Source organism: Dorea acetigenes, from assembly GCF_025567385.1.
Lineage (GTDB): Bacteria > Bacillota > Clostridia > Lachnospirales > Lachnospiraceae > Claveliimonas > Claveliimonas acetigenes.
The window spans coordinates 107,376-126,716 of the sequence record NZ_JAOQJU010000001.1 but is presented as its reverse complement, the minus strand read 5'-3'; the positions used below and the strand labels follow the sequence as shown (position 1 = coordinate 126,716).

The following is a 19,341-nucleotide window of genomic DNA, read 5'->3' as shown; positions in this document are numbered from 1 at the left end:
CTCCCTATTGTGATAACCATGAAAAAATCCCTAAAACGCCAAACATAATTATACCTCTAATAGCATCTTCTAATGTGGTAGCTACTTTGTCTTTTTTTATATTTGTTTTATTGAATAATGTAACAACTGCATAATATCCATCACTTTTTACTATTGGAATGAAATTCACCAGCACATTAGAAATCACCAAATAACAATACGGTAGCTGTTTTGGAAAAAATAATAGTACAAGCAATACATAAATACAATTCATAAAATTTCCAGCCAGATAAATTGCAATCCTTTTGTATTTAGAAACCATATAGCTATATGAAGTATCTACATAAAATGCAGGCCAAATAAACATAAATTTAAACCCTATTTTGACTCGACTTTTAGGATAAAATTTTTTCAAAAATAATACATGTCCAAGTTCATGAATAAATATATTTATTATTAAAACTAAAGTTGCTGGAAGAAAATTTACATCTATAATAGAATACGTTGTAGTTCTAAAATATAAATATAATGTCAGAAGAATCATGAAAATCATTCCCATCATATATAGTATATTATCTTTATCATTTTTTACGAACTCCAGTTTTTCCTTTCCGAACAGTGAATCAAATGTTGCATTATCCAATTTAAAGAAATTATTATTTTTTTCTACAATCGTAAAATCTCTTTTACTGTCCTGAGCTATGGTATATTCTTCATATTTAAATATTTTCAAAATATCCTTCTTCCTTCAGCAATCTTAAAAACCAATCATCTTTAAATAAAAATCCACATAGCTCACACGGAGAAGTCAAACTCTGCGGATATTCTATATTCTTTTTCTTTAATAATTCCAAAAATGGTGTAAAACCTTCTGTATAGATTTTATGTAAAACCTTATTATAATCTATAGACTGAATGATTGCACTCAAGCTCTCTTCATGTAAATTTCCCATTAATAAAAGCGTATTTTCTACGACTTGTGAGCAACATGGATATACTTCTAACTTTGCATTAATCAATAATGTTCGATCTAAAAGTCCAATACAGCGCGCTTCATGTTTCTTCAAATCAATAACTTTTATAAACTGGGAATCAGAAAATATCTCTGCTGATCCGGTATTAATAACTGGTTGATATGCATAATTTGTCTTAAAGGCATGTTCCCCCATCTCATTGATAATATCACCTGGCTGAATACCATCTTTTAAGAAGCAACCAACAATTTCCGTACTTACCTCTAAATCATTTGCAATATCTACAATATTTAAGATATTCTGCAAATCAATAAATTCCTTATGAAATTGATCATAACTAAAGGAAATCATTTTTATCTTAGATTTATTTCTTTCAATAAAATTTCTTGCCTTATTGATGTCCTTTCCCCAGAATCCATTAGTTTTAATTGTAATTCCAACTTTTCTACCATAATCAAAATTAATTATATGCTCTACCAAATCAGGATATAGCATAGGTTCACCGCCAGTCACACCAATGAGATCTATAGACGGACATTCCTTAATATTTTTTAGAATCAAATCTAATTCCTCTATTGTAAGAGTTTTACCTCTTACAAGCCCTCTTGAGTCACAACACATTTTACATCTTGCATTACAATTTTCAGTTAATAAAATTCCACATCCTTTAAATTCCATTTTTTTCCCATCTCCTTCTAAAAATAAAAATTATACATAATACAGTAGCAAATAATGCTATTGAATATAAAATATTTTCTTGAATCATCAAATAATCGCTATTTCGTGTATTAAAGTACTGGTTAAACTTTATGAAAACAGGATTTGAAGCGTCATACCTAACCAAAAAGCTCAATTTGGGGTTAGCAATCGAAGCCACCATTGAAAATAACCAAAAAGCAAAATTTACTACATAGGCTCCAATAACACTTTTAAACAAAAATCCCCACATACTTGCCAATAATATTTCATAAATAATTGCACTTTCGAAGTAGAACAAAGTTGCCAAAGTATAAGAGAAATCCTGATACACAATACTTATACCTATAACTCCACCAAAAACAATAATACTCATCCAAGCTAATATCACCACAATTTTTGTCAAAAAATAGCGAAGCCAATTGTATCCCATAAGTTTATAAAATAGGATATTTTTATTTTTGTAATCTGATACAAAAGACTGAATAATCAATACTGGAAAAATAAGCATTCCAAACTGTGTGATTACCGTATAAATGCTAACGTATAGCTCACTAATTGTCGGATTGGAAATCTTATCCAGACTTACAAGTAGTACATATCCTAGAACAAAACAGATTGCTACAGTAAGTAAATAAAATAAAAAAAAGTGATTTTTTATATTTTTTCTTATTTCCATATTATTCCCCCCTTATATACATAGCTACAATCTCGTCTTTAGAAGCAATTTCTGTAATTTCCAGATTGTTAATATAATAGTATTTCCCTTCCATATATTCTAAATCAGATAAATTATGTGTAATATTGATAATAACCGCTTCATGAGTTTTCTTATATTCCATAAGGAATTCATACAAATCTATAGAACTATTTTTATCCAAAGCATTTGTAAATTCATCTAATATAATCACTTTAGGGTCTGCTGATAAAAACGCCAATAATTTTATTTTTTGCTTCTGACCATCACTCATCTTCTTGATTTGCAAGTTTTTAGATACTTTATTTAATTTTAACAGGTCATATAAACCCATAATTTTCTGTGCTTCAAATTTCTTTTTTAATAATTTTATCACATCATCAAGAGTAAACTCTGCCGGAATATTACTACTGCTTCCAATAAGAATTGCCTCCTGATTTTCTTCAATTTTTCCCTCAAATTCTAACATTCCTACACATGTTTTAGCAAAACTTGATTTTCCAGCGCCATTGCTTCCTAAAATATGGTTTATATATTTCTTATCAAATGAAATGTTTACATTTTCAAGTAGCTTTTTTTTCCCTACTTTCAAACTATAATTAATCAGTTTCATTGCAGTATCCTTTCCAAATAGGTGTTTATAAAATATATGAAGCATTCTATAAACACCTATTTCTCATAAAATATGATAAGTCTACAAATCTCTCGTCTTTTTATATTTAGTGTCCTTTACTACCAACGACAGCTTTAAGGGTAGCGACAATGAAGTACCACATGCTGTTAATATTTTCCAGTTTTAAGGCCTCCATTTTCTGATCCATAACCTCTTTTTTTGTTTCGTTATTTTCTTTAAATTCATTAATTTTCATCTCTAATTCCTCCATTTTAAATCAATTTTTTTATTAGTGTCCCTTACTACCAACAACTGCCTTAAGAGTTGCAACAATGAAATACCACATACTATTGATATTTTCCAGCTTTAAGGCTTCCATCTTTTTCTCCATAACTTCCTTTTTATTTTCATTGTTTTCTTTAAAATCGTTAATTTTCATTTTTATACCCAACCTTTCTTCTTTTCACTAACTATTTTTTACACTTTACAGTGTTTTCAAAATTTCTATTCCCTTTTGCTTAATATATTTTTGTGGGACTTCTTGTTTTCTCTGAAACCATTGATGTATTTCTTACCTCCCTGTGTTTATTCCTAATCCATATGTATTAGATGTTTTGTAGTATAGCACTCAATACAAATAATAGTTATTTTTGTCCACCAAATATTATTTTTATGACCACAAAAAATGCCGCTACAGGTTTATCACCCGTAACGGCATTTTCCTTTATTTTATTCCGCTTTTTCTTCATTACCGGATTTTAAATATGTCATGACCTCTTCCACTGTTTTTCCGGAAGCAAGTAAGGCGCTAAAGATTTCATCTTTCTGTTTATCTTCAATCTTCTTCCTAAGTTCTTTTGCTTTCAAACGCAGTTCTTTTAATTCTGCCTCTGTTGTTTTAATCTCCTGCTCTGTCTTCATAAGCATTTCTTCAAGAGAAAGATTTTCTACTTTTTTACGTCTTGGCATACTGTTTCCTCCCATGCTGATATTTCCTTCATTCTACCATTATTGTTCCAAAAATACCAGTCTTTTTATGAATCGCTCCTATCTCCCTCTTCGCTGCTGTTTCTGGCTTTTGGCATATTCCATCTTTTTATTGTATTCGTCCATGATTGCACTTTCCAGATCTGCCTTAAATTCTGCATTGACTGCATGGGCAATATCCTCCCTCTCTCCTTTTGCAGAATTTTTCTGAGGCATACCTACAAAAGTTTTTCCGTTCCATGCCTGGATCACATGAAGCTGCTGGATTGCCAATACGTCCTGCAGACGAATGGCTACATCTGCCTTAAATGTATCGCTTCCCTGTACCGGATTTACACTCAGATTGTAATACAGCTCTTCCTCTCCCCAACAGCCCTTACAGTCTGTTTTCGTTTCTGTCATATTCTCATAGGCTTCCCTTACGGTATCCAACACTTCCTTTTGAAATTCCTTATCCGTAAACCGGAAAAAAGGAACATACTCCCCTGTTTCATAATCTCTGTAACGGGGCATATCGAGATACAGATTTCCTTTCGAGGACTCTTTAATTGCAAGGCTTTTCACACAGAAGGCCTCATCAAAGGTAATGGTAGCAAATCCTTTCAGGTTATTGATTTTTCCTTCTTCCTGTTTCAATTCCGGTTTATATACTCTGATATTATATTCCATATTGTGATCTCCTTTTCTACTCTATTTTTCGTTACCGAACTGCTGTCTGGCATGGAAGATTTTTAGTTTCCTCCTGCACTTCCACACACTCCTCCTGGTCCTTGATTTCCAGTTCTGCATCAATCTCCATCTGCCGGGTAATATTCTCTTTTAAAAGCTCCTCATACGGGAAGGGCTTTTCATATTCCTGCTTTGCATTTTTTATCTCATTTTCGCAGGTCTTAATTTCTTTTTGAACCTCCTCCACTGCTTTATCAAGGGCATTCAAGCGGTTTTCTATACGAACCATGTTGCCGGAGTCACTGCTTTTTAACTCCACACTATACTCCTTCTCTCCCTGAAGGAACAAGCTCGGCCCCAGCATATCATTCTGAACAGATACCTGAAACCCCTTATACATACCGACTTCGTACCTGGTAAAAGCCGTCACTCCTTCTATAATCCCACGCAGAACTTCGCCTGCTTCTTTGTGTTTCTCATAAACTTTTCCCTGCAGCGTGATTGCAAACCCCGGTTGTACTTCCATAGCCTGGTTCCTGCGCTCCAAATCCTTTTGAAGTAATTGCAGTTCTCCCTTCAGACTTTCTATCCTTTTCGGATACTGGAAAGTGACCGCATCTTGCAGGGCAAACCTTTTCCCTTCATGTGCAGCTTTTAAAATTCTCAGACGTGCTACTTCATTATCTACTTGTATTTTTTCCATGATCAGGGGATTTTCAGAAGCTACCGCTTTAATCTCTGCAAAGTTTAGTACGGTTTCATCTATATCCTCACAGATCCTTGCCAGTTCCCGGCTGGTAAATACCTGGCTGATAAACCGCTGTTTTGTTTCTACAATGCCCCATAAATAAGCATCAAAAGAACCCTTTGTTACATAGCGGTAAATATTGACTTCCTCATTTTCATTCCCCTGGCGGATAATACGCCCTTCCCGCTGTTCAATATCAGAGGGTTTCCAGGGACAGTCGATATGATGAGCCGCCACCATTCTGGTCTGGATATTGGTTCCTACCCCCAGTTTTTCGGTACTTCCTATAATAATCCGTTTCCTTCCGGCTCTGACATCGGAAAACATGCGGTCCCTCTGTTCATCTGTTTTTGCATCATGGATAAAGCAGATTTCTTCCTCTGGAACACCTCTGGTAATCAGTTCCTGTTTTAAATAATCATAGACGGTAAATGCTTTTCCAGGTCCGGGTGTCCCAATATCCGAAAAGACAATCTGGGTTCCTTTCTGTTCCTGGGACTGTACATATTCCTGGTAAATGTTTTCTACTGCTTTATTCAGTTTGGAATCCGAATCTACCGAAGCATAACTGTCCAAAAGCCGGGAATCTGTACCCAAGAGCCTTGCTTCCCCGGTAATCCGGAGCATATTGTCGTCCTTTGGATCTACCACACCTCTATGGATTGCTTCTGCCCTTTCCACCATTTCCTGCATACGTTCTTTGACATAATCAGAGGCTTCCGATACTATAACCTTATATTTTCCGTCCTTTAATTCTGGCCGCTTAATATCCAGCATATCAGGCAGAATGATGTCTGCCACTTCTTTAAACAGGTGTATCAGTTCCGGCAGATTGATAAACTTATTAAACCTGGTCCGCATCCGGTAACCGGTACCCTCCGGTGCCAATTCCAGGGAACTGGTAACTTCCCCAAACACAGAAGCCCATGCATCAAAATGGTAAATCCCCTTTTCGTGAAGCCGCCTTTCCTGCAGATATAACTGCATCACATAAAGTTCCACCATAGAATTTGACAAAGGGGTTCCCGTTGCCATAATGACGCCCCTTCCCTGATTTTTTTCGTTGATATACTGGATTTTCATTCGCATATCCATAGCCCTCTGGGAACCGCTGGAACCCAGGCCCGCAACATTGTTCATTTTCGTAAAAACTTCCAAGTTCTTGAACAGGTGTGCTTCGTCTACAAATAAGGCGTCTACGCCCGTTTCTTCAAAGTACATCACATCATCTTTGATTTCTTCATTGTTCAGTTCTTCGATTTTCTCTAGCAGTTTTTTCTTTCTGCTTTCCATCTGCTTTATGGACCAGTTCTTTCCCTCTTCTTCCCTTGCCCGGTTAATGGCTTCTACCAGTTGCTCTGCCTGCTCTTCCATCATGGCTCTTTGCCGGTCAGGGGAAATGGCAATTCGTTGGAACTGAGTATGGCCAATAATAATACAGTCATAATCCCCTGTTGCCATTCTGGCAATCATACGCCTGCGGTTTTCCTTCTGAAAATCTTCTTTTCTGGTAATCAGGATCTTCGCATCTGGGTAGGCGCGCAAAAATTCTGCTCCCATCTGGAAGGTCAGGTGGTTCGGAACGGTAAGAAGGGGTTTCGTTGCCAGCCCCAGCCTCCTCATCTCCATACAGATGCAGATCATTTCCAGAGATTTACCAGCGCCTACCGTATGGGCAAGCAAGGTATTTCCTCCACACAGCAATGCCCTTGCCACAGCATTTTTCTGATAAGGACGCAGCTTTAGCAGAGGGTTCAGTCCCGGCAGTTTTAAATAAGAGCCATCATAGCTTCGTTGTCTGTCGCAGTTAAAGGTTTCATTGTAAAAATCCACATATTTTTTTCTGCGCTCCGGCTCCTTAAAAATCCAGTCCCGGAAGGCTTCTTTTATCTGCTCCGCCTTATCCCTGGCAAGCATGGTTTCCTTCCGATTGATCACATAACGTATTTTTTCCCCTTCCTGCACCCGATCCCTTATGGTCACAATCCGGCTGTTTAACAGTTCCTCTATAATGCTGATCGCATCCATAAATCTTGTGCCATAGGTTTGTCTGGTACGAATGGTTCCTCCAAAAAAGTTTCCCCTGTCAATATGGTAAGACATATCTGCATCTAAGCGCTCAATCTTGAGGGCATGGCCACTATGAGCGCAATAGTTTCTCTGGTTGCTCTCCGGGATTTCCAAAAGCTCATAGATAAACTGTTCGTAATCCTCATTTTCAATCCAGGTTGTTCCCAGTTTTACACTGATCTCAGGCGCTGTCAGTTCTTTTGGCTGTACCTTTTCCAGTGCTTCCACGTTGTCTACAAACAAGGGATTATTCTGCGCATAAATCCTAGCAGTACGGAGCTTCTGCCGCACATTGCCGCTTAAATACTCATCTGCGGTTTCCCACCCTGCATTGGGATCTTCTTCTTTTGCCAGTACCGGGTTCTGGTAGATTAACCCTTTTAATTCCTGGAGCATTTCTTTCCTGTTTCCCGGATAAAGAGAGAGCATATAGGGAATATCCACCCGGTTATATTCTGACAGACTGATATGCAATGCTTCCTGGGCATTTTCCACTTTGTCTATCACATCTCTGGGGCGTATGGTCCTTTTGTAAAAAATATCAGCTTTGGTTACATTTTTGTCCTCGTCAACCACTTCCAGGGAAGAAAGCAGGGGATAATCATTGTCCTGCCGGAACGCCATTTTATTTGTCCGGTCACAGAAATATCCATGCGTTTTCACAAAGGCATCATACAAACGGTTTAACTGTTCCTGTGCCTTTTTCAGTTCCTGGTCAGAACAATTTTCCTGCTGTATCTGTAAAATTTCACGCACCAGAAGGCGGATCTTATGCATGGCACGTATCCGACGCTTCACACTTTCCTTTACCTGGCTCCGGTATAAAGACTCCCCTTCCCGGTAATATACTTCGTCCTGTATCACCGTAAACGTATAATTAGGTATCTCTGGAGAAGCAGCTAAGACGTCCTGCTCTTCCTTCTTTTTTTCTGCTATGCTTTCTTCATAACAGTTTTTAGGAAGCTCTCCAACTGCGTCCAAAATTCCTTTTTCCAGGTCAAAGTCTTCCGCTTCATTGACCAGGGCTGTATATTTGGAATCTTTCCCGAAAAACTGTTCAAACCAGACCATTTTCCCAAGCATCATTTCCGGGTGTTCCAGATAATACTCATTCACCGGCACCATGTCTTCTGTAAGCCCTGTATAAGTCCAGATCGGCTCCCCAATCGAAGGCTCTGCTTTTTTCTGAAAAAACAAAAGGTCACTGGTAACTGCGGTATTGGCGCTCTTTCCAAAAGAATCTGCCGGAAGCCGGACTGCCCCTAAAAGGTCTGCCTGTTCTGCCAGATTTTTTCTCACAGTGCTGTCATTTTTATCCAACGTTCCTTTTGAAGTTACCACTGCCAAAATGCCTCCTGGCCGAAGGAGGTCCAGGCTTTTCCGGATAAAATAATCATGGACTTTCAGCTTCATCTTTTTATATCGGGGATCATACAAGCGGAAGTCCCCAAAAGGCACGTTTCCCACAATCACATCAAAGCTGTTATCCTCAAATTCCGTTTTTTCAAATCCTTTGATCTGGATACTGGCTGAAGGGTGGAGCTTTTGTGCAATCCTTCCGCTTATGGCATCAATCTCCACACCATAAAGCTGGGATTTTTGCATATTTTCCGGAAGACCATGAAAAAAGTTTCCAATCCCCATAGCCGGTTCCAGAATTTTTCCCTTCTGGAATCCAAACTGCTCCAGGGCTTTATAAACACCCCGCACGACTTCCGGCGGCGTATAAAAAGAACTGTTGACACTGGCCCTTGCCTGGGCGTATTCTTCTGCGGTCAACAGTTCCTTCAATTCCTGATATTCTTTTTTCCACTCCGGGCGTTTACTGTTAAAAGCATTTGGCAACCCGCCCCACCCTACATACCCCGCAAGAATTTCCTGTTCTTCTTTTGTGGCATTTCTCTCTTCCTGCTCCAGTGTTTTTAAGATACGGATCGCCCGGATATTTTTCTGATACCGGCTTTTATCCCCACCGGTAAACTGAAGCCACCCTTCTGGGTAATAATAATCTCCGGCTTCTACCTTACCTTCTGTCTGGACAGAGGTTCTTCCTTCCTGCCAAAGCTCTTCTTTTTTAAGAATTTCGCTATATTCTTCCCATAATGCAGGAAACCAGGGAAGCAGACGGTACATATTCTCCTGCTGCTCTAAGGTTTCTGAATCTTCGGTATAGGCAATCTGGTCCTCCTCTGCCAGATGTGCAGTAAGCCCGCCAAACTGATCCCAGGAAAGTTCCTGCAGAAAATCTTGGCTTTCCGGCAGGGTGATCTTAATCCCATTTTCCTGAATACAAAGCTCATAGCTTCCATGTTCTGTCCGCACCAGATAATAAGGCTGGCCTTCCGGTACTTCCCGAAGCAAAAGCATCTTCAAAAAATGGTCTTTTTCTTCCGGTAGCTGATTGGTCGTATAGACCAGACAGAGCATTTTCTTTAAAATATCCGCCTGGATATTCTGTTTATAAAAGGCTATGCCAATCTCTTCTAATGGGATTGGTTCCTTTTCCTCAATCACTTCCTGCACTTTCTCTGGCTGTAAGGTTTCTTCCTCTGTTTCTTCCCCATTTTCTAAGGCTTCCTCCGATACAGATAACAAAGGAAGATAGGTCCCTTTTTCAATCCGTTTCCCAATTTCCAAAGAAACTTCGTCCCAGTACCAGAACGCCTCCTTCATGGAAGTTCCCTCACTCCAAAGAATATAAAAACCACTGGAACCGCTTTCTGCGGTCAGGATACCGTCTTTTGTATGGGCTTCTCTTTTTACATCTCCATACAATTCATAAAGATAGGCTTCCCGGTCTGTTTCCTCTGGATTGTTCCGGTAAAACTCATAAATTTTATATGGTATCTCCTGCCCTGTCATTTCCAGAAGGATTTTCTCTTTCTGCCAGTTTTCCGGCTGTGCAGGTTCTATCTCCCCAGACAGAAAAGGAACCGCCGAAGCAGTTCCTTTCTCTGTATCCTCTTCTGTTTTTTCCTGTTTTATCCGATCCTGGGGTGAATGATCTCCTCCATAACCTGTTTCTGCGCTTCCATGTCCGCCTGTATCCGAAGGTTGGTCATTTCCAACGTATTGTAAGGGTCGGTCCTGTCCTCTCTGGTCCAGGTCTTCAGAAGACTTTCTGCCAGTTTCTCGTGGTATTCCTCCGCTTCTGTCTGGATTTTCATAAGCCGCTCCATCAGTTTCCCGGACAGGAGCATCATTTCGTATTGTGCCTGGTCCGTTCTCTTCATTTCCTGTGCTGCGATCCTGCCGTAACGGTTCAGGGACGCCAGTATCTTCTCCTCGCTCATCACGCCCTCTAAGACTGGTATCTGTACGCCATTCATTTCCCTGTACTGGATTCCTGCGATCCCTTCCATAATACTGCCTCCTTTCAAGGTCTATGTTCTTCATGGTCCTTGCAATCTGTAACACAATCCGCCCAGATAAATGGGATACTAACCGTCCTGTCCGGTACAGAACCTCCTCATTCTCTGAAAAACCGCAGATAAAAGAAAAATCCAGGGTGTCATCTCGGATACCGCAGCGGCTTTCCACCGCATAACAGACACTGTTTACAAGAAACTCTGTAATCTGGTTTTCTTTTACCTCCTGTCCCTCTCCGGTAAGGACAGCCAGCTTCTGCAAGGATTTTAAAATTTCATATTCCTCTTCTATCATAAACCAAACATTTGTTCTTGTAAAGGCGTCTAAAGAATTTTTAAACTTTTTTTCCTGTTCGTAGATTTCCGGGAACAGCTCCCTTGCCAGCAGTCTGCGGTTTGTCCCATTCACCTGCCAGTTCCAGGGCCGGATTCCCTGTCCCTTTACATCTTGAATATCATAAACATGGGTAACTCCTTCCCCGAAAATTTTGGAAGGAAATACTGCAATTCCTTTACTTCCTCTGGCAACCGGCAAATCCATTTCCAGCCAGGCATCATATCCTGCAAGAACGGACGCATCTGGGCGCTGGGCATATACCATACAGGTATTTAAGAAGTCCAACTGATACAAGCGCCCCATGCAGAAAAGAAAATTTTTCCAGGAATCCTCCGACTCTGAAATCCAGTGTATGGTTTCCTCATACAGTTCCCGTACTTTTGTGATATGCTTCATCTGCTGTTCCTTCTTTCTTTTACAGGTACCAGTTCTTTTGCAGAAATATCACGATAGGAAAAATCATCTGCCCCCAGCACGATTTTTTCTGCATAATAATCTGCTTCTGCTTTTGCAGTTGCCTCCAGTTCATTCCTGCCCCGGTATCTTACTTTTTTCTCCAGGACTTCTGTTATGGTCACTTCATATTCTTTTTCGTCCATGCTTCTCCTTTCTTACTGCAAGCGGCTGGGTCTTCCATACAGCCCAATGTTCGACGGATTGAACGGGTCATTCACTACTCCACGTCTGCTGTTGGCTGCATGTACCATTCTGCCATTACCAACATAAATTGCCACATGGGAAATATTGCGGAACTGCCCATTCTGCTCATAAGAATAAAAAATCAGATCTCCCGGCTCCAGTTCGCCTTCTGTAACTTCCAACCCATGTGTTACCATAAATTCTCCCTGGGTAGAGGCAATCGCCGGAAGGGAAATGCCTACCTCCTGATACAACCGCTGTACCAGGGAACTGCAATCATAATATCCTTCCTCATACCGGTGTTCCTGACTGTATTTGCAGCCTACCTTCGTCAGTGCCAGATTTGCAACGTCACTTCCTACGCCAAAGGAAGGGATCTCATTTCGGAATTCCTCACTCATGACTTCCCTTAAAAGTTCTTCTTCTTTTTCGGTCAGCTTTCCAAGTGCAATATAGTCCTCATAATTCAGGTTCTTGACGTAGCAGCCCTTCTTTGTTACCGTAATCTCATTTTCGTCCCCATCTGCCAGAAACGCTTCAAAAGTCTGATGTCCCCAGGCAGACGCAGTTGCATGATCTGCACAGAAAACATCAAATTGTACCCCATACCGGTCAAATGCTCCGGTATCTTCTACGGTATATTCAATCCCGTTCATAATGATCCTGGTTCCCATAGGGACAAAGGGGTTTTGTGCATCTACTGCAATGGTATGGTCCGGTTTTGGCATGACACCGGAGGCTGTAGGTCCTCCTGCCCACTGTCCACAACAGATACTGCACTGGCAATAACCGCTGGTGACAACATTTCCCAGGCTTTCCCCTGCCTTTATGGTGGTGGTTATGGTCGTGTTTTCAAAACTGTTCATTTCATCAAAGATTTCCTTCAGCTTGTCCTTATGCCGCTGATCCATATCCACACCTATATCCCCGGTTCCATACTTCACCATATAAACCATTAAAGTATCATAGTAATTACTCACATAATTCCCGTTTTTCTCATGGAGATAGGTAACTGCCCCATCTTTCCCATTTTGTCCAAGTTTTGTATTAAAGTCCATGTAGTAACCGCTTAAAACTTCTCGGACGGTAGGGTTCTCCTCAGACGGATTTGGCATGAACGCACCAAGTGGCGAACAGTATAAGAGGAAAAAGATAATCACTACAGGGATTGCCACCACAAGAAGAATACTGAACAGCGGAGCCAAAAGCGCCCCGGCAAACTGGACCACCTTCAGCATAAACACAGAGGCTTTCATCTTTACAATATCTTTTGCCACCTGTGCCAAACTGTCCTGCTGCCCATTTCCGGTGAGCTTATTGATCATATACTGGATTTTTCTCTGCCGGACTGCCTGTTTTTTCTGTTTCTCCATCTGTTTCTTTTTCACTGCTCTTGTTTGTCTGTAAAACTGCTTATTGGTGATCTTCCCATCTGCCTGTTTTACCTTTAATTCCTGCTCTGCCTTTCTATAATTCCGATCCTTCCACAGCTTTTCTGCCGGTTTTGTTGCTGTCCCCATGACATAAAGGGAATCATTGACTTCCTCCCCGCCCTCTAACTGGGTCAATATAGCAGCCTCTCCCCGGCGTACCCCTTTTATGGCAGTCTGCTTCGCCAGGGAAGATTTTTTTGTTTCCGCCAGCTTTGCAGCCTGTTCCCTCCGATACTGTTCCTTCGCCTGGAAACCAGCAGAGGGCTGACTGTTTGGTGCTACCCCCTGTTTCATCTGATCCGGCTGTAAGGTTCCCGGTACAGATACGGTGCTTTTGGCCTTTCCATTTTGTTTTCTATCTTCTGCTGCTCCCCGGATTGCTGCCTCTTTCCCGGATTGCTTTTTCTTTTCCTTTTGTTTTTCAAACAGCGCTTCTCTGCCCTGCTTCGGCTGTTTCCCTTTTTCTGCCCCTTCTTTTTTCTTTCTCTGCCCTAAAAGATCGGCCACCGGCTTAGAGGTAAAAGCAGCTTTCTTTTCCTTTGCAGATAAAATAGGATTTTTCTTATGCACCGTCACCTGGGCTTCTTTTTTTAATTTCAGCTCCGGCTCTTTTTCTTTTTTTACCTTAATCTCCAAAGCAGTCCCCCTCTCCGGGGTTTAATTCTTCTGCCTGATACCAGAGCGCCTGAAACAGATACCCCTGTTCCTTTTCTCTGGGTGGTGGACCGTACTCCTTTTCCAATTCCTGAAAGGCTTCCATAAGGTTTCCGGAAAATTCCTGGTAATCATCTTCTGTCAGGATATATTTTTCACTGAACAGTACCTGCTCCAATTCCCCCACTTCTACCAAATGGTCTATGTCTTCCGGGGAAAGTGGCGGTCCCAGTCTGTCATAAGTCTTTTCTTTCAGGTAGGAAAACTGATAAAGTTCCGTCTGCTGCGGTAAAATCTTCTCCTTACTGCCATCAAAGAGCAAAAAAATAGCTTCCGCTTTTAAGAAAACGGAAACCTCAGCTTGCTCACCATATTTTAGTGCCTGCTCCTTAGAAGGAAACTCCAGCCAGTCCGGAATACGGATTTCCAGCATCCAGGCTTCATACTGCAGTCCAAAAGATAATTGATATTTTGCGATAATTCCTCCTCTCTTCCACTACAAATAGTCATAATAAATCTCATTGGTATCTTCATGAAAGGACAATTCATACTGTCCGGGGATACCAGGATCCTCCATCCACTAACGGAAAAAAGCATCTACATCTGACCATAAGCGGGAATTGCACTGCCTTCCTGCAGCTTTCCTTAACTCCAGCATTTTAGCAAAAGCCCGCCGGTAAGCCCTCTCATAGGTCGGGAAGATGCGGAACTCCCGGTATCTTTGTTTTCCTGCCATAGGACAGCCTACACAGCCAACCCAGTGAAATCCCATTTCGTAAAGAGGGTTCATGGGTATTTTCTCTGCCTGGATATACTCCCAGACCTGCTGGTCACTCCAGTCAACAATGGGATTGCATACGTGTTTGCCCCTTGACAGGCATGATTCAAAGAGTCGCCTGGTATCATCATTATCATTATTTAAAATAATGGCACGTTTTTTTCCATTTGGGACAAAATTTTCATAAATCCCCCTGTTTTTCCTCCGCTTTCGGCTTTCTGCCCACCGGACACCTGTGGTGATAAAACGCCCAGCCCCACCATTTTCTTTTAGAACCTCACAACAATACCGGATAGTCCTGGTAGGAGGGATCATTTTCATGGGGATCAGGCTCCACATAGTTATCCGCTGCCCTTTATAGTAAGGTTTATTGATACTACAAGTTATACCGGCCTGTTCTGCCTTCTGAAACTGTTCCCTCACATAATAAATAGTCTGTGGGGCATCTGCAGTAGTCAGGTTGTGCATCAGTTCAAATGGCACGCCGGAACGCCGTACCAGTTCCCTGCATACGGCGCTGTCTTTTCCTCCACTGTCCGTCACTACCAAAGGAAGCCCATAATGTTGCAGGGACATCTGGCTGGCAGTGCGGATACGTTCTATTGCTGTTTTTTCTAAATCCAATTTTTTTCAGGAGGGAAGATATCTTTTACATGGCCAAAACTCCGCCTCCTTTCCTAATTTTATCTGCCGCCCCTTTTTGGCGGCTCATATCCATTTGCTGCATACGCTTCTACGGTCATACCGTATGACTCTGCTTCCTGTCGTATCTCTTCCATAACCTGTTCTTTGTATGATTTATCCGGACAGGCAGTTGCAAAATCCCGGATATCCGGCATACAAGGCAGCTCCTTCCCTGTATTTAATGCAATCCTGCTTTCCCGGATATAGGCAAGCATGGCTTCCTGATATGCTTTTCGTGATGCGTCCCCCTGCGTCAGTAAAGGGACTTTCTTTTCTATTTCCTGTTCTTCCAGAACCGCTGTTTCCAGTTTTTCCAGGTTGCAGAAATACTGAAGGGTAGGAAGCATCTCCTCCAGTACCCATCTCATTTGCTGTTGTTCATGTTCCCATTCTTCTGTTGTCCTGGCGGTCTGTTTCATAAGCTTCTGCCCTTCTTCTGTATGGAGATAATAATCTGCAAATGCTTTTACATGATCCAGCAGATTTCCTTCCCCGTCACCAAAATCCTGGCGCCCGGTATAAGACATGACTTCCCCCTCTGAGAGAAAACAGATTTCAAAATGTGTTTTGTAATAACCTGCCATATCTTTCTCTTCCACTGCCTGCCGATCCAGCTTTCCGAACAATTCTACCGCTTGATTTAATGGCATGGCTTCTTCCAATGGAATGTCCGGGTGTTCACTGATCCGCACATACACAAAGGGTTTCAAGTCCACCGGCGGAATAAGTTTTACCTGTTCCAGTGTTGTCTTTAGTTTGTCTGCCTGTTCTTTCAGCTCTGGTTTCTGCTCAAATATCTTGCTTCCCAGCCACCTGCTGTATTCCTCTTTTCCATCTTGACATAAGGCTTTCCATATAATAGCTTCCTTATGTTCTGCTTCTTTCGGATAAAAGGTATGGTAAAAATCAGGGTCAAGATTTTTTTCCAGTTTTATCATTTCATCTGCAAAAACAGTAGCCTCCAAGGTTTTCTCTTTTAAAAGCCCTTTGGTATCAATGACTTTTGTTTCCGGAAGATAAGCACTCAGTTCCCTGGCAGCTATAAAAACCTCTGGGTATTGGTTTGGATCATAGATATCTCTCAAAAGATCCACATCCAACTCTCCGTTATAAACCAGGGAAAATTCCAATGGAATACCATCTTCTTCCTCCACATGAAGCCCAATTCCTTTTCCTGCATTCAACCTTTCAGAAGGAATACTCTGATAGATCTTTACTGCCTCTTCTGCACTGTGGATATCCTCCCTGTATTCTCCATAGCGGTTAAATTCCATACATTCTGCCACATAATACGTTGCCAAACGTCCGGTGGCATTCTCGCCCATCTCACCTTTTTCCACGTAGCAATACCTCCTTTTTATGCACAAAAAAAGCACTACCGTTTTTAGCGATAATGCTCTTCGTGTTACTTCCTATTTTCTTTTTTAATTGTTGTTTATCTGTAAGAAAGATACTCTGAAATGCAATAGTTTCCCATAATATCCCGTTCTATCACACCCATCTGCTCCAAGCAGTCAATGTATTTCTTTATTTCATCCTCAGTAAAACGGGTTGCTTTGTCATCTGACCACTGTTTAAATTCAGATACGATCTGGCTGGCATCTATTCTTGAAAAAGTCTGGACTAAATAAGTTACTGTTGCAAGTCCTTCCAGTTCATGGTCGCTCTCTATCCCATTTACATAAGCAACAGCCTTTTCAATTGCAGGAGAAAGGCGGTTCAATAGCTTTGTTGTTTTTTCACTGCATATCACCTGATAAGCTAACTGATACGTCGATTCTGTATCATTTAATCCATAAAAACTCTGATACTCTCCGATATTTCTGCCAACAATATCAATGGAATGGGCATATGGACCATATTTATACTTTTGAAAGGAAAAATAAGGTTCTTCCAGATATAAATTCATAAAATACGCCGCTTTTTGAAGACGAAGTTTTGTACAACGTTTCAGTCCCATTTTGAGTTTCATCAAGACTAAACTGGCTGCTGTAAGTTTAGGTGCAGTAGCTGCTTTCTGCACATAATTTCTCTGTGGCTCATAAATCAAAACCGTAAAATCATCAGCAATTGGTTTTAATTTCTTTTGTATCAGTTCTTTTACTGTCTGCCAATCCAAACCACCATTACCACATCCCAGCGGGGGAATCGCTACGGACTTTACATTCAGTTTCGGAAGCCTTTCTACCAGAACATCCAGTGCTGTTTCTATATAACTTATTTTAGAGTTTTCACGCCACTTATCTTTCGTCGGAAAGTTTACAATTGTAATGCCATTCTCTACAAAAGTATGGATTGTTCCGACATGAAGTGTTTTGTCTTTACATGCTTTTATATAGGCTTTATTGTTTTCCGGAAATTTCAGTTTAAATTGATACGCAATTCCCTTTCCCATATAGCCTTCACAGTTGACTGTATTAACTAAACACTCTGCACCAGACTGAAACATATCTCCAGTTGTGTATTTAATCAACACAACCACCTCCTCTCGTTATTCAAACCATTGGGACATCACCGTAATAAATGGCGGTGGAAAGATAACGCCTTTCTGTTTCAGTAAATTTGTTACTCTGTTTTTAGTTTCTTCAGATGAAACATAGATGCACTGGAATGCATCAACAGGAATAACCAATGGGCTCAGGCATTCCGCCATCTTTATATTTCTGGCTTCCACGTCATTTTGCCCCACACTGGTAAGAATATCCCAGTTGATCATTTCAAAACCTTCATCATAATCATATAACTGGCATCCTTCCAATGCCAATGGGTGCTTAGGTAAAATGCTGAAATTATTGCGCCTTGCCAAATTTCTGGTAATACAGATATAGATCATTTCCTCTCCCGCATGAGTTTTCTTTACAGCCACATCAAAAGCTGAATATGGATGAAAATGAAATGGAATGTATCCGTCCAATCCCAGACTTTCCCTCTTGCGTATAATTTCTGGATCTGCTACATCTCCAAATGTTACCGTATTCTCCCTTAGAATCTTTCTCGGCACAAGGCCAAAATCAATAATAGATTCCAGATTCTTTAATTCTGTTAAATGATATAGAAGTTTTCCTTCTTTCGCATCTTTTAATCCCATCGTTCTCCTCCTAATATAACACACTTTAAACGCTAATCACAGAATTTTTACATTCTCCATCAACGTGTTTGTTTCTATAAACAAATTTTCCATTGTACTCATTATATGGTTCCCGTATTAATCCGTCAATCCCATTAACGTACCTTCTCTCTTTCACTCTTTGCATACGGAAAGGATTGCTCCGCAGCTATCCCATCCATCTGGAAATATTCCGGCAATAGCTTTTCCTCCCGGAAGCTAAAATACCGGTCATCTGATACAATCACATGATCCAGCACTTCAATCCCCAGAAGCCGCCCAGCTTCTGCCAATCTTTTTGTCATGTCCATGTCCTGCCTGCTAGGTTCCGGATTTCCCGAAGGATGGTTATGTGCCAGGATGATATTGCTGGCATTAGACAGGATTGCAGATTTAAACACTTCCCTCGGGTGTATCAATACACTGTTCAGAGTCCCGACACCCACTACATTGAGATTGATTACCTGTCCTTTTGTCCGAAGGTTTAAAATACAGAACATTTCCCGGTCACAATCTTTTAAAAAATCCTGAAAGAGTTCTGCCACATCACAGGGATTTTTTAATTCTTTGCTACTGTATAGAGGAGGTTCTTCCACCAGGCGTATACTTACCACATCTATTTTATGTGTCTTCTCCATGTTCTTCCTTTCCAAAGCAAATCTCCAGCATAATTCCCTCCGGCAGATTTTTTAAAAGTCTTTCCAACTGCTCTAAATTCATTTCTATTTGATATGTTTCAGCCATTCTGCCACCTTTCCCATGATATACAAAAAGAGTGCCTGATAAAAGAACTGCACTCTTTTTGTCCTATCCTTTTTCTACTTTACCGACTTATAATTTTTGCTGTTGCCTAATTTTTTTCTCGTCTGTCATACCTTTTCCTTTACAGATAAAAGAAAAAGTTCCTTT

18 protein-coding genes are annotated in these 19,341 nt (G+C 40.7%); all 18 read right to left on the bottom strand.

The annotated features are described in order from the left end of the window. Positions 1–4 precede the first annotated feature (4 nt). The 18 genes from OCV99_RS00635 to OCV99_RS00550 all read right to left on the bottom strand — a co-directional run bounded on the left by OCV99_RS00635 (position 5) and on the right by OCV99_RS00550 (position 19,176). Positions 5–712, bottom strand: coding sequence for a zinc metalloprotease (locus tag OCV99_RS00635; RefSeq protein WP_055056101.1), 708 nt, complete (start codon positions 710–712; stop codon positions 5–7). Then, positions 699–1,631 (bottom strand): radical SAM protein, encoded by a 933-nt coding sequence (locus tag OCV99_RS00630; RefSeq protein ID WP_055056102.1) that lies wholly within the window; start codon positions 1,629–1,631, stop codon positions 699–701. Before OCV99_RS00630 ends, OCV99_RS00635 begins: the two co-directional genes overlap by 14 nt. Beyond that, on the bottom strand, positions 1,621–2,328 hold the full coding sequence (locus OCV99_RS00625) for an ABC transporter permease (RefSeq protein ID WP_055056103.1): 708 nt from the start codon (positions 2,326–2,328) through the stop codon (positions 1,621–1,623). The genes OCV99_RS00630 and OCV99_RS00625 overlap by 11 nt, the downstream gene beginning before the upstream one ends. A 1-nt stretch (position 2,329) precedes the next feature. Further along, positions 2,330–2,959, bottom strand: a complete 630-nt coding sequence (locus OCV99_RS00620) for an ATP-binding cassette domain-containing protein (RefSeq protein ID WP_055221587.1) — start codon at positions 2,957–2,959, stop codon at positions 2,330–2,332. 106 nt (positions 2,960–3,065) lie between these two features. Next, complete coding sequence (locus tag OCV99_RS00615; protein ID WP_155512670.1) at positions 3,066–3,215, bottom strand: hypothetical protein; 150 nt, start codon at positions 3,213–3,215, stop codon at positions 3,066–3,068. A gap of 33 nt (positions 3,216–3,248) precedes the next feature. Then, complete coding sequence (locus OCV99_RS00610) at positions 3,249–3,398, bottom strand: hypothetical protein (protein WP_155512671.1); 150 nt, start codon at positions 3,396–3,398, stop codon at positions 3,249–3,251. A gap of 290 nt (positions 3,399–3,688) precedes the next feature. Further along, positions 3,689–3,928, bottom strand: coding sequence for a hypothetical protein (locus tag OCV99_RS00605; RefSeq protein WP_055056124.1), 240 nt, complete (start codon positions 3,926–3,928; stop codon positions 3,689–3,691). Between the two features lie 78 nt (positions 3,929–4,006). Beyond that, the gene (locus tag OCV99_RS00600; RefSeq protein ID WP_055056105.1) at positions 4,007–4,615 is read right to left on the bottom strand and encodes a septation protein SpoVG family protein; all 609 of its coding nucleotides are present in this window, start codon (positions 4,613–4,615) and stop codon (positions 4,007–4,009) included. A gap of 31 nt (positions 4,616–4,646) precedes the next feature. Further along, a complete protein-coding gene (locus tag OCV99_RS00595) occupies positions 4,647–11,534 on the bottom strand; it encodes an N-6 DNA methylase (RefSeq protein WP_055056106.1) in 6,888 nt (2,295 codons plus the stop codon). Then, the gene (locus tag OCV99_RS00590) at positions 11,531–11,737 is read right to left on the bottom strand and encodes a DpnD/PcfM family protein (RefSeq protein ID WP_055056107.1); all 207 of its coding nucleotides are present in this window, start codon (positions 11,735–11,737) and stop codon (positions 11,531–11,533) included. The genes OCV99_RS00595 and OCV99_RS00590 overlap by 4 nt, the downstream gene beginning before the upstream one ends. A gap of 12 nt (positions 11,738–11,749) precedes the next feature. Then, complete coding sequence (locus OCV99_RS00585; protein ID WP_055056108.1) at positions 11,750–13,846, bottom strand: C40 family peptidase; 2,097 nt, start codon at positions 13,844–13,846, stop codon at positions 11,750–11,752. Next, positions 13,836–14,297 (bottom strand): hypothetical protein, encoded by a 462-nt coding sequence (locus OCV99_RS00580; RefSeq protein ID WP_025577477.1) that lies wholly within the window; start codon positions 14,295–14,297, stop codon positions 13,836–13,838. The genes OCV99_RS00585 and OCV99_RS00580 overlap by 11 nt, the downstream gene beginning before the upstream one ends. Before the next feature lie 147 nt (positions 14,298–14,444). After that, positions 14,445–15,266, bottom strand: a complete 822-nt coding sequence (locus OCV99_RS00575; RefSeq protein WP_172704712.1) for a phosphoadenosine phosphosulfate reductase family protein — start codon at positions 15,264–15,266, stop codon at positions 14,445–14,447. A gap of 59 nt (positions 15,267–15,325) precedes the next feature. Further along, complete coding sequence (locus OCV99_RS00570) at positions 15,326–16,666, bottom strand: LPD25 domain-containing protein (RefSeq protein ID WP_055056109.1); 1,341 nt, start codon at positions 16,664–16,666, stop codon at positions 15,326–15,328. A 95-nt stretch (positions 16,667–16,761) separates the two neighbouring features. After that, the gene (gene darG, locus OCV99_RS00565) at positions 16,762–17,799 is read right to left on the bottom strand and encodes a type II toxin-antitoxin system antitoxin DNA ADP-ribosyl glycohydrolase DarG (RefSeq protein ID WP_025577471.1); all 1,038 of its coding nucleotides are present in this window, start codon (positions 17,797–17,799) and stop codon (positions 16,762–16,764) included. An 18-nt stretch (positions 17,800–17,817) separates the two neighbouring features. Then, positions 17,818–18,414 carry a DarT ssDNA thymidine ADP-ribosyltransferase family protein gene (locus OCV99_RS00560; RefSeq protein ID WP_025577469.1) on the bottom strand — a complete coding sequence of 199 codons (597 nt, stop codon included), beginning with the start codon at positions 18,412–18,414 and terminating at the stop codon, positions 17,818–17,820. Positions 18,415–18,548: 134 nt separating this feature from the next. Further along, positions 18,549–19,085, bottom strand: coding sequence for a JAB domain-containing protein (locus tag OCV99_RS00555; RefSeq protein WP_262574437.1), 537 nt, complete (start codon positions 19,083–19,085; stop codon positions 18,549–18,551). Then, complete coding sequence (locus OCV99_RS00550) at positions 19,054–19,176, bottom strand: hypothetical protein (RefSeq protein ID WP_255610470.1); 123 nt, start codon at positions 19,174–19,176, stop codon at positions 19,054–19,056. The genes OCV99_RS00555 and OCV99_RS00550 overlap by 32 nt, the downstream gene beginning before the upstream one ends. Between the last annotated feature and the right edge of the window lie 165 nt (positions 19,177–19,341).

Bases quoted from the DNA above. Each gene is read 5' to 3' on its own strand.
- OCV99_RS00630 (WP_055056102.1), bottom strand. From the start codon at position 1,631: ATGGAATTTAAAGGATGTGGAATTTTATTAACTGAAAATTGTAATGCA.
- OCV99_RS00625 (WP_055056103.1), bottom strand. From the start codon at position 2,328: ATGGAAATAAGAAAAAATATAAAAAATCACTTTTTTTTATTTTATTTA.
- OCV99_RS00620 (WP_055221587.1), bottom strand. From the start codon at position 2,959: ATGAAACTGATTAATTATAGTTTGAAAGTAGGGAAAAAAAAGCTACTT.
- OCV99_RS00615 (WP_155512670.1), bottom strand. From the start codon at position 3,215: ATGAAAATTAATGAATTTAAAGAAAATAACGAAACAAAAAAAGAGGTT.
- OCV99_RS00610 (WP_155512671.1), bottom strand. From the start codon at position 3,398: ATGAAAATTAACGATTTTAAAGAAAACAATGAAAATAAAAAGGAAGTT.
- OCV99_RS00605 (WP_055056124.1), bottom strand. From the start codon at position 3,928: ATGCCAAGACGTAAAAAAGTAGAAAATCTTTCTCTTGAAGAAATGCTT.
- OCV99_RS00600 (WP_055056105.1), bottom strand. From the start codon at position 4,615: ATGGAATATAATATCAGAGTATATAAACCGGAATTGAAACAGGAAGAA.
- OCV99_RS00595 (WP_055056106.1), bottom strand. From the start codon at position 11,534: ATGAAGCATATCACAAAAGTACGGGAACTGTATGAGGAAACCATACAC.
- OCV99_RS00590 (WP_055056107.1), bottom strand. From the start codon at position 11,737: ATGGACGAAAAAGAATATGAAGTGACCATAACAGAAGTCCTGGAGAAA.
- OCV99_RS00580 (WP_025577477.1), bottom strand. From the start codon at position 14,297: ATGCTGGAAATCCGTATTCCGGACTGGCTGGAGTTTCCTTCTAAGGAG.
- OCV99_RS00560 (WP_025577469.1), bottom strand. From the start codon at position 18,414: ATGGGATTAAAAGATGCGAAAGAAGGAAAACTTCTATATCATTTAACA.
- OCV99_RS00550 (WP_255610470.1), bottom strand. From the start codon at position 19,176: ATGGCTGAAACATATCAAATAGAAATGAATTTAGAGCAGTTGGAAAGA.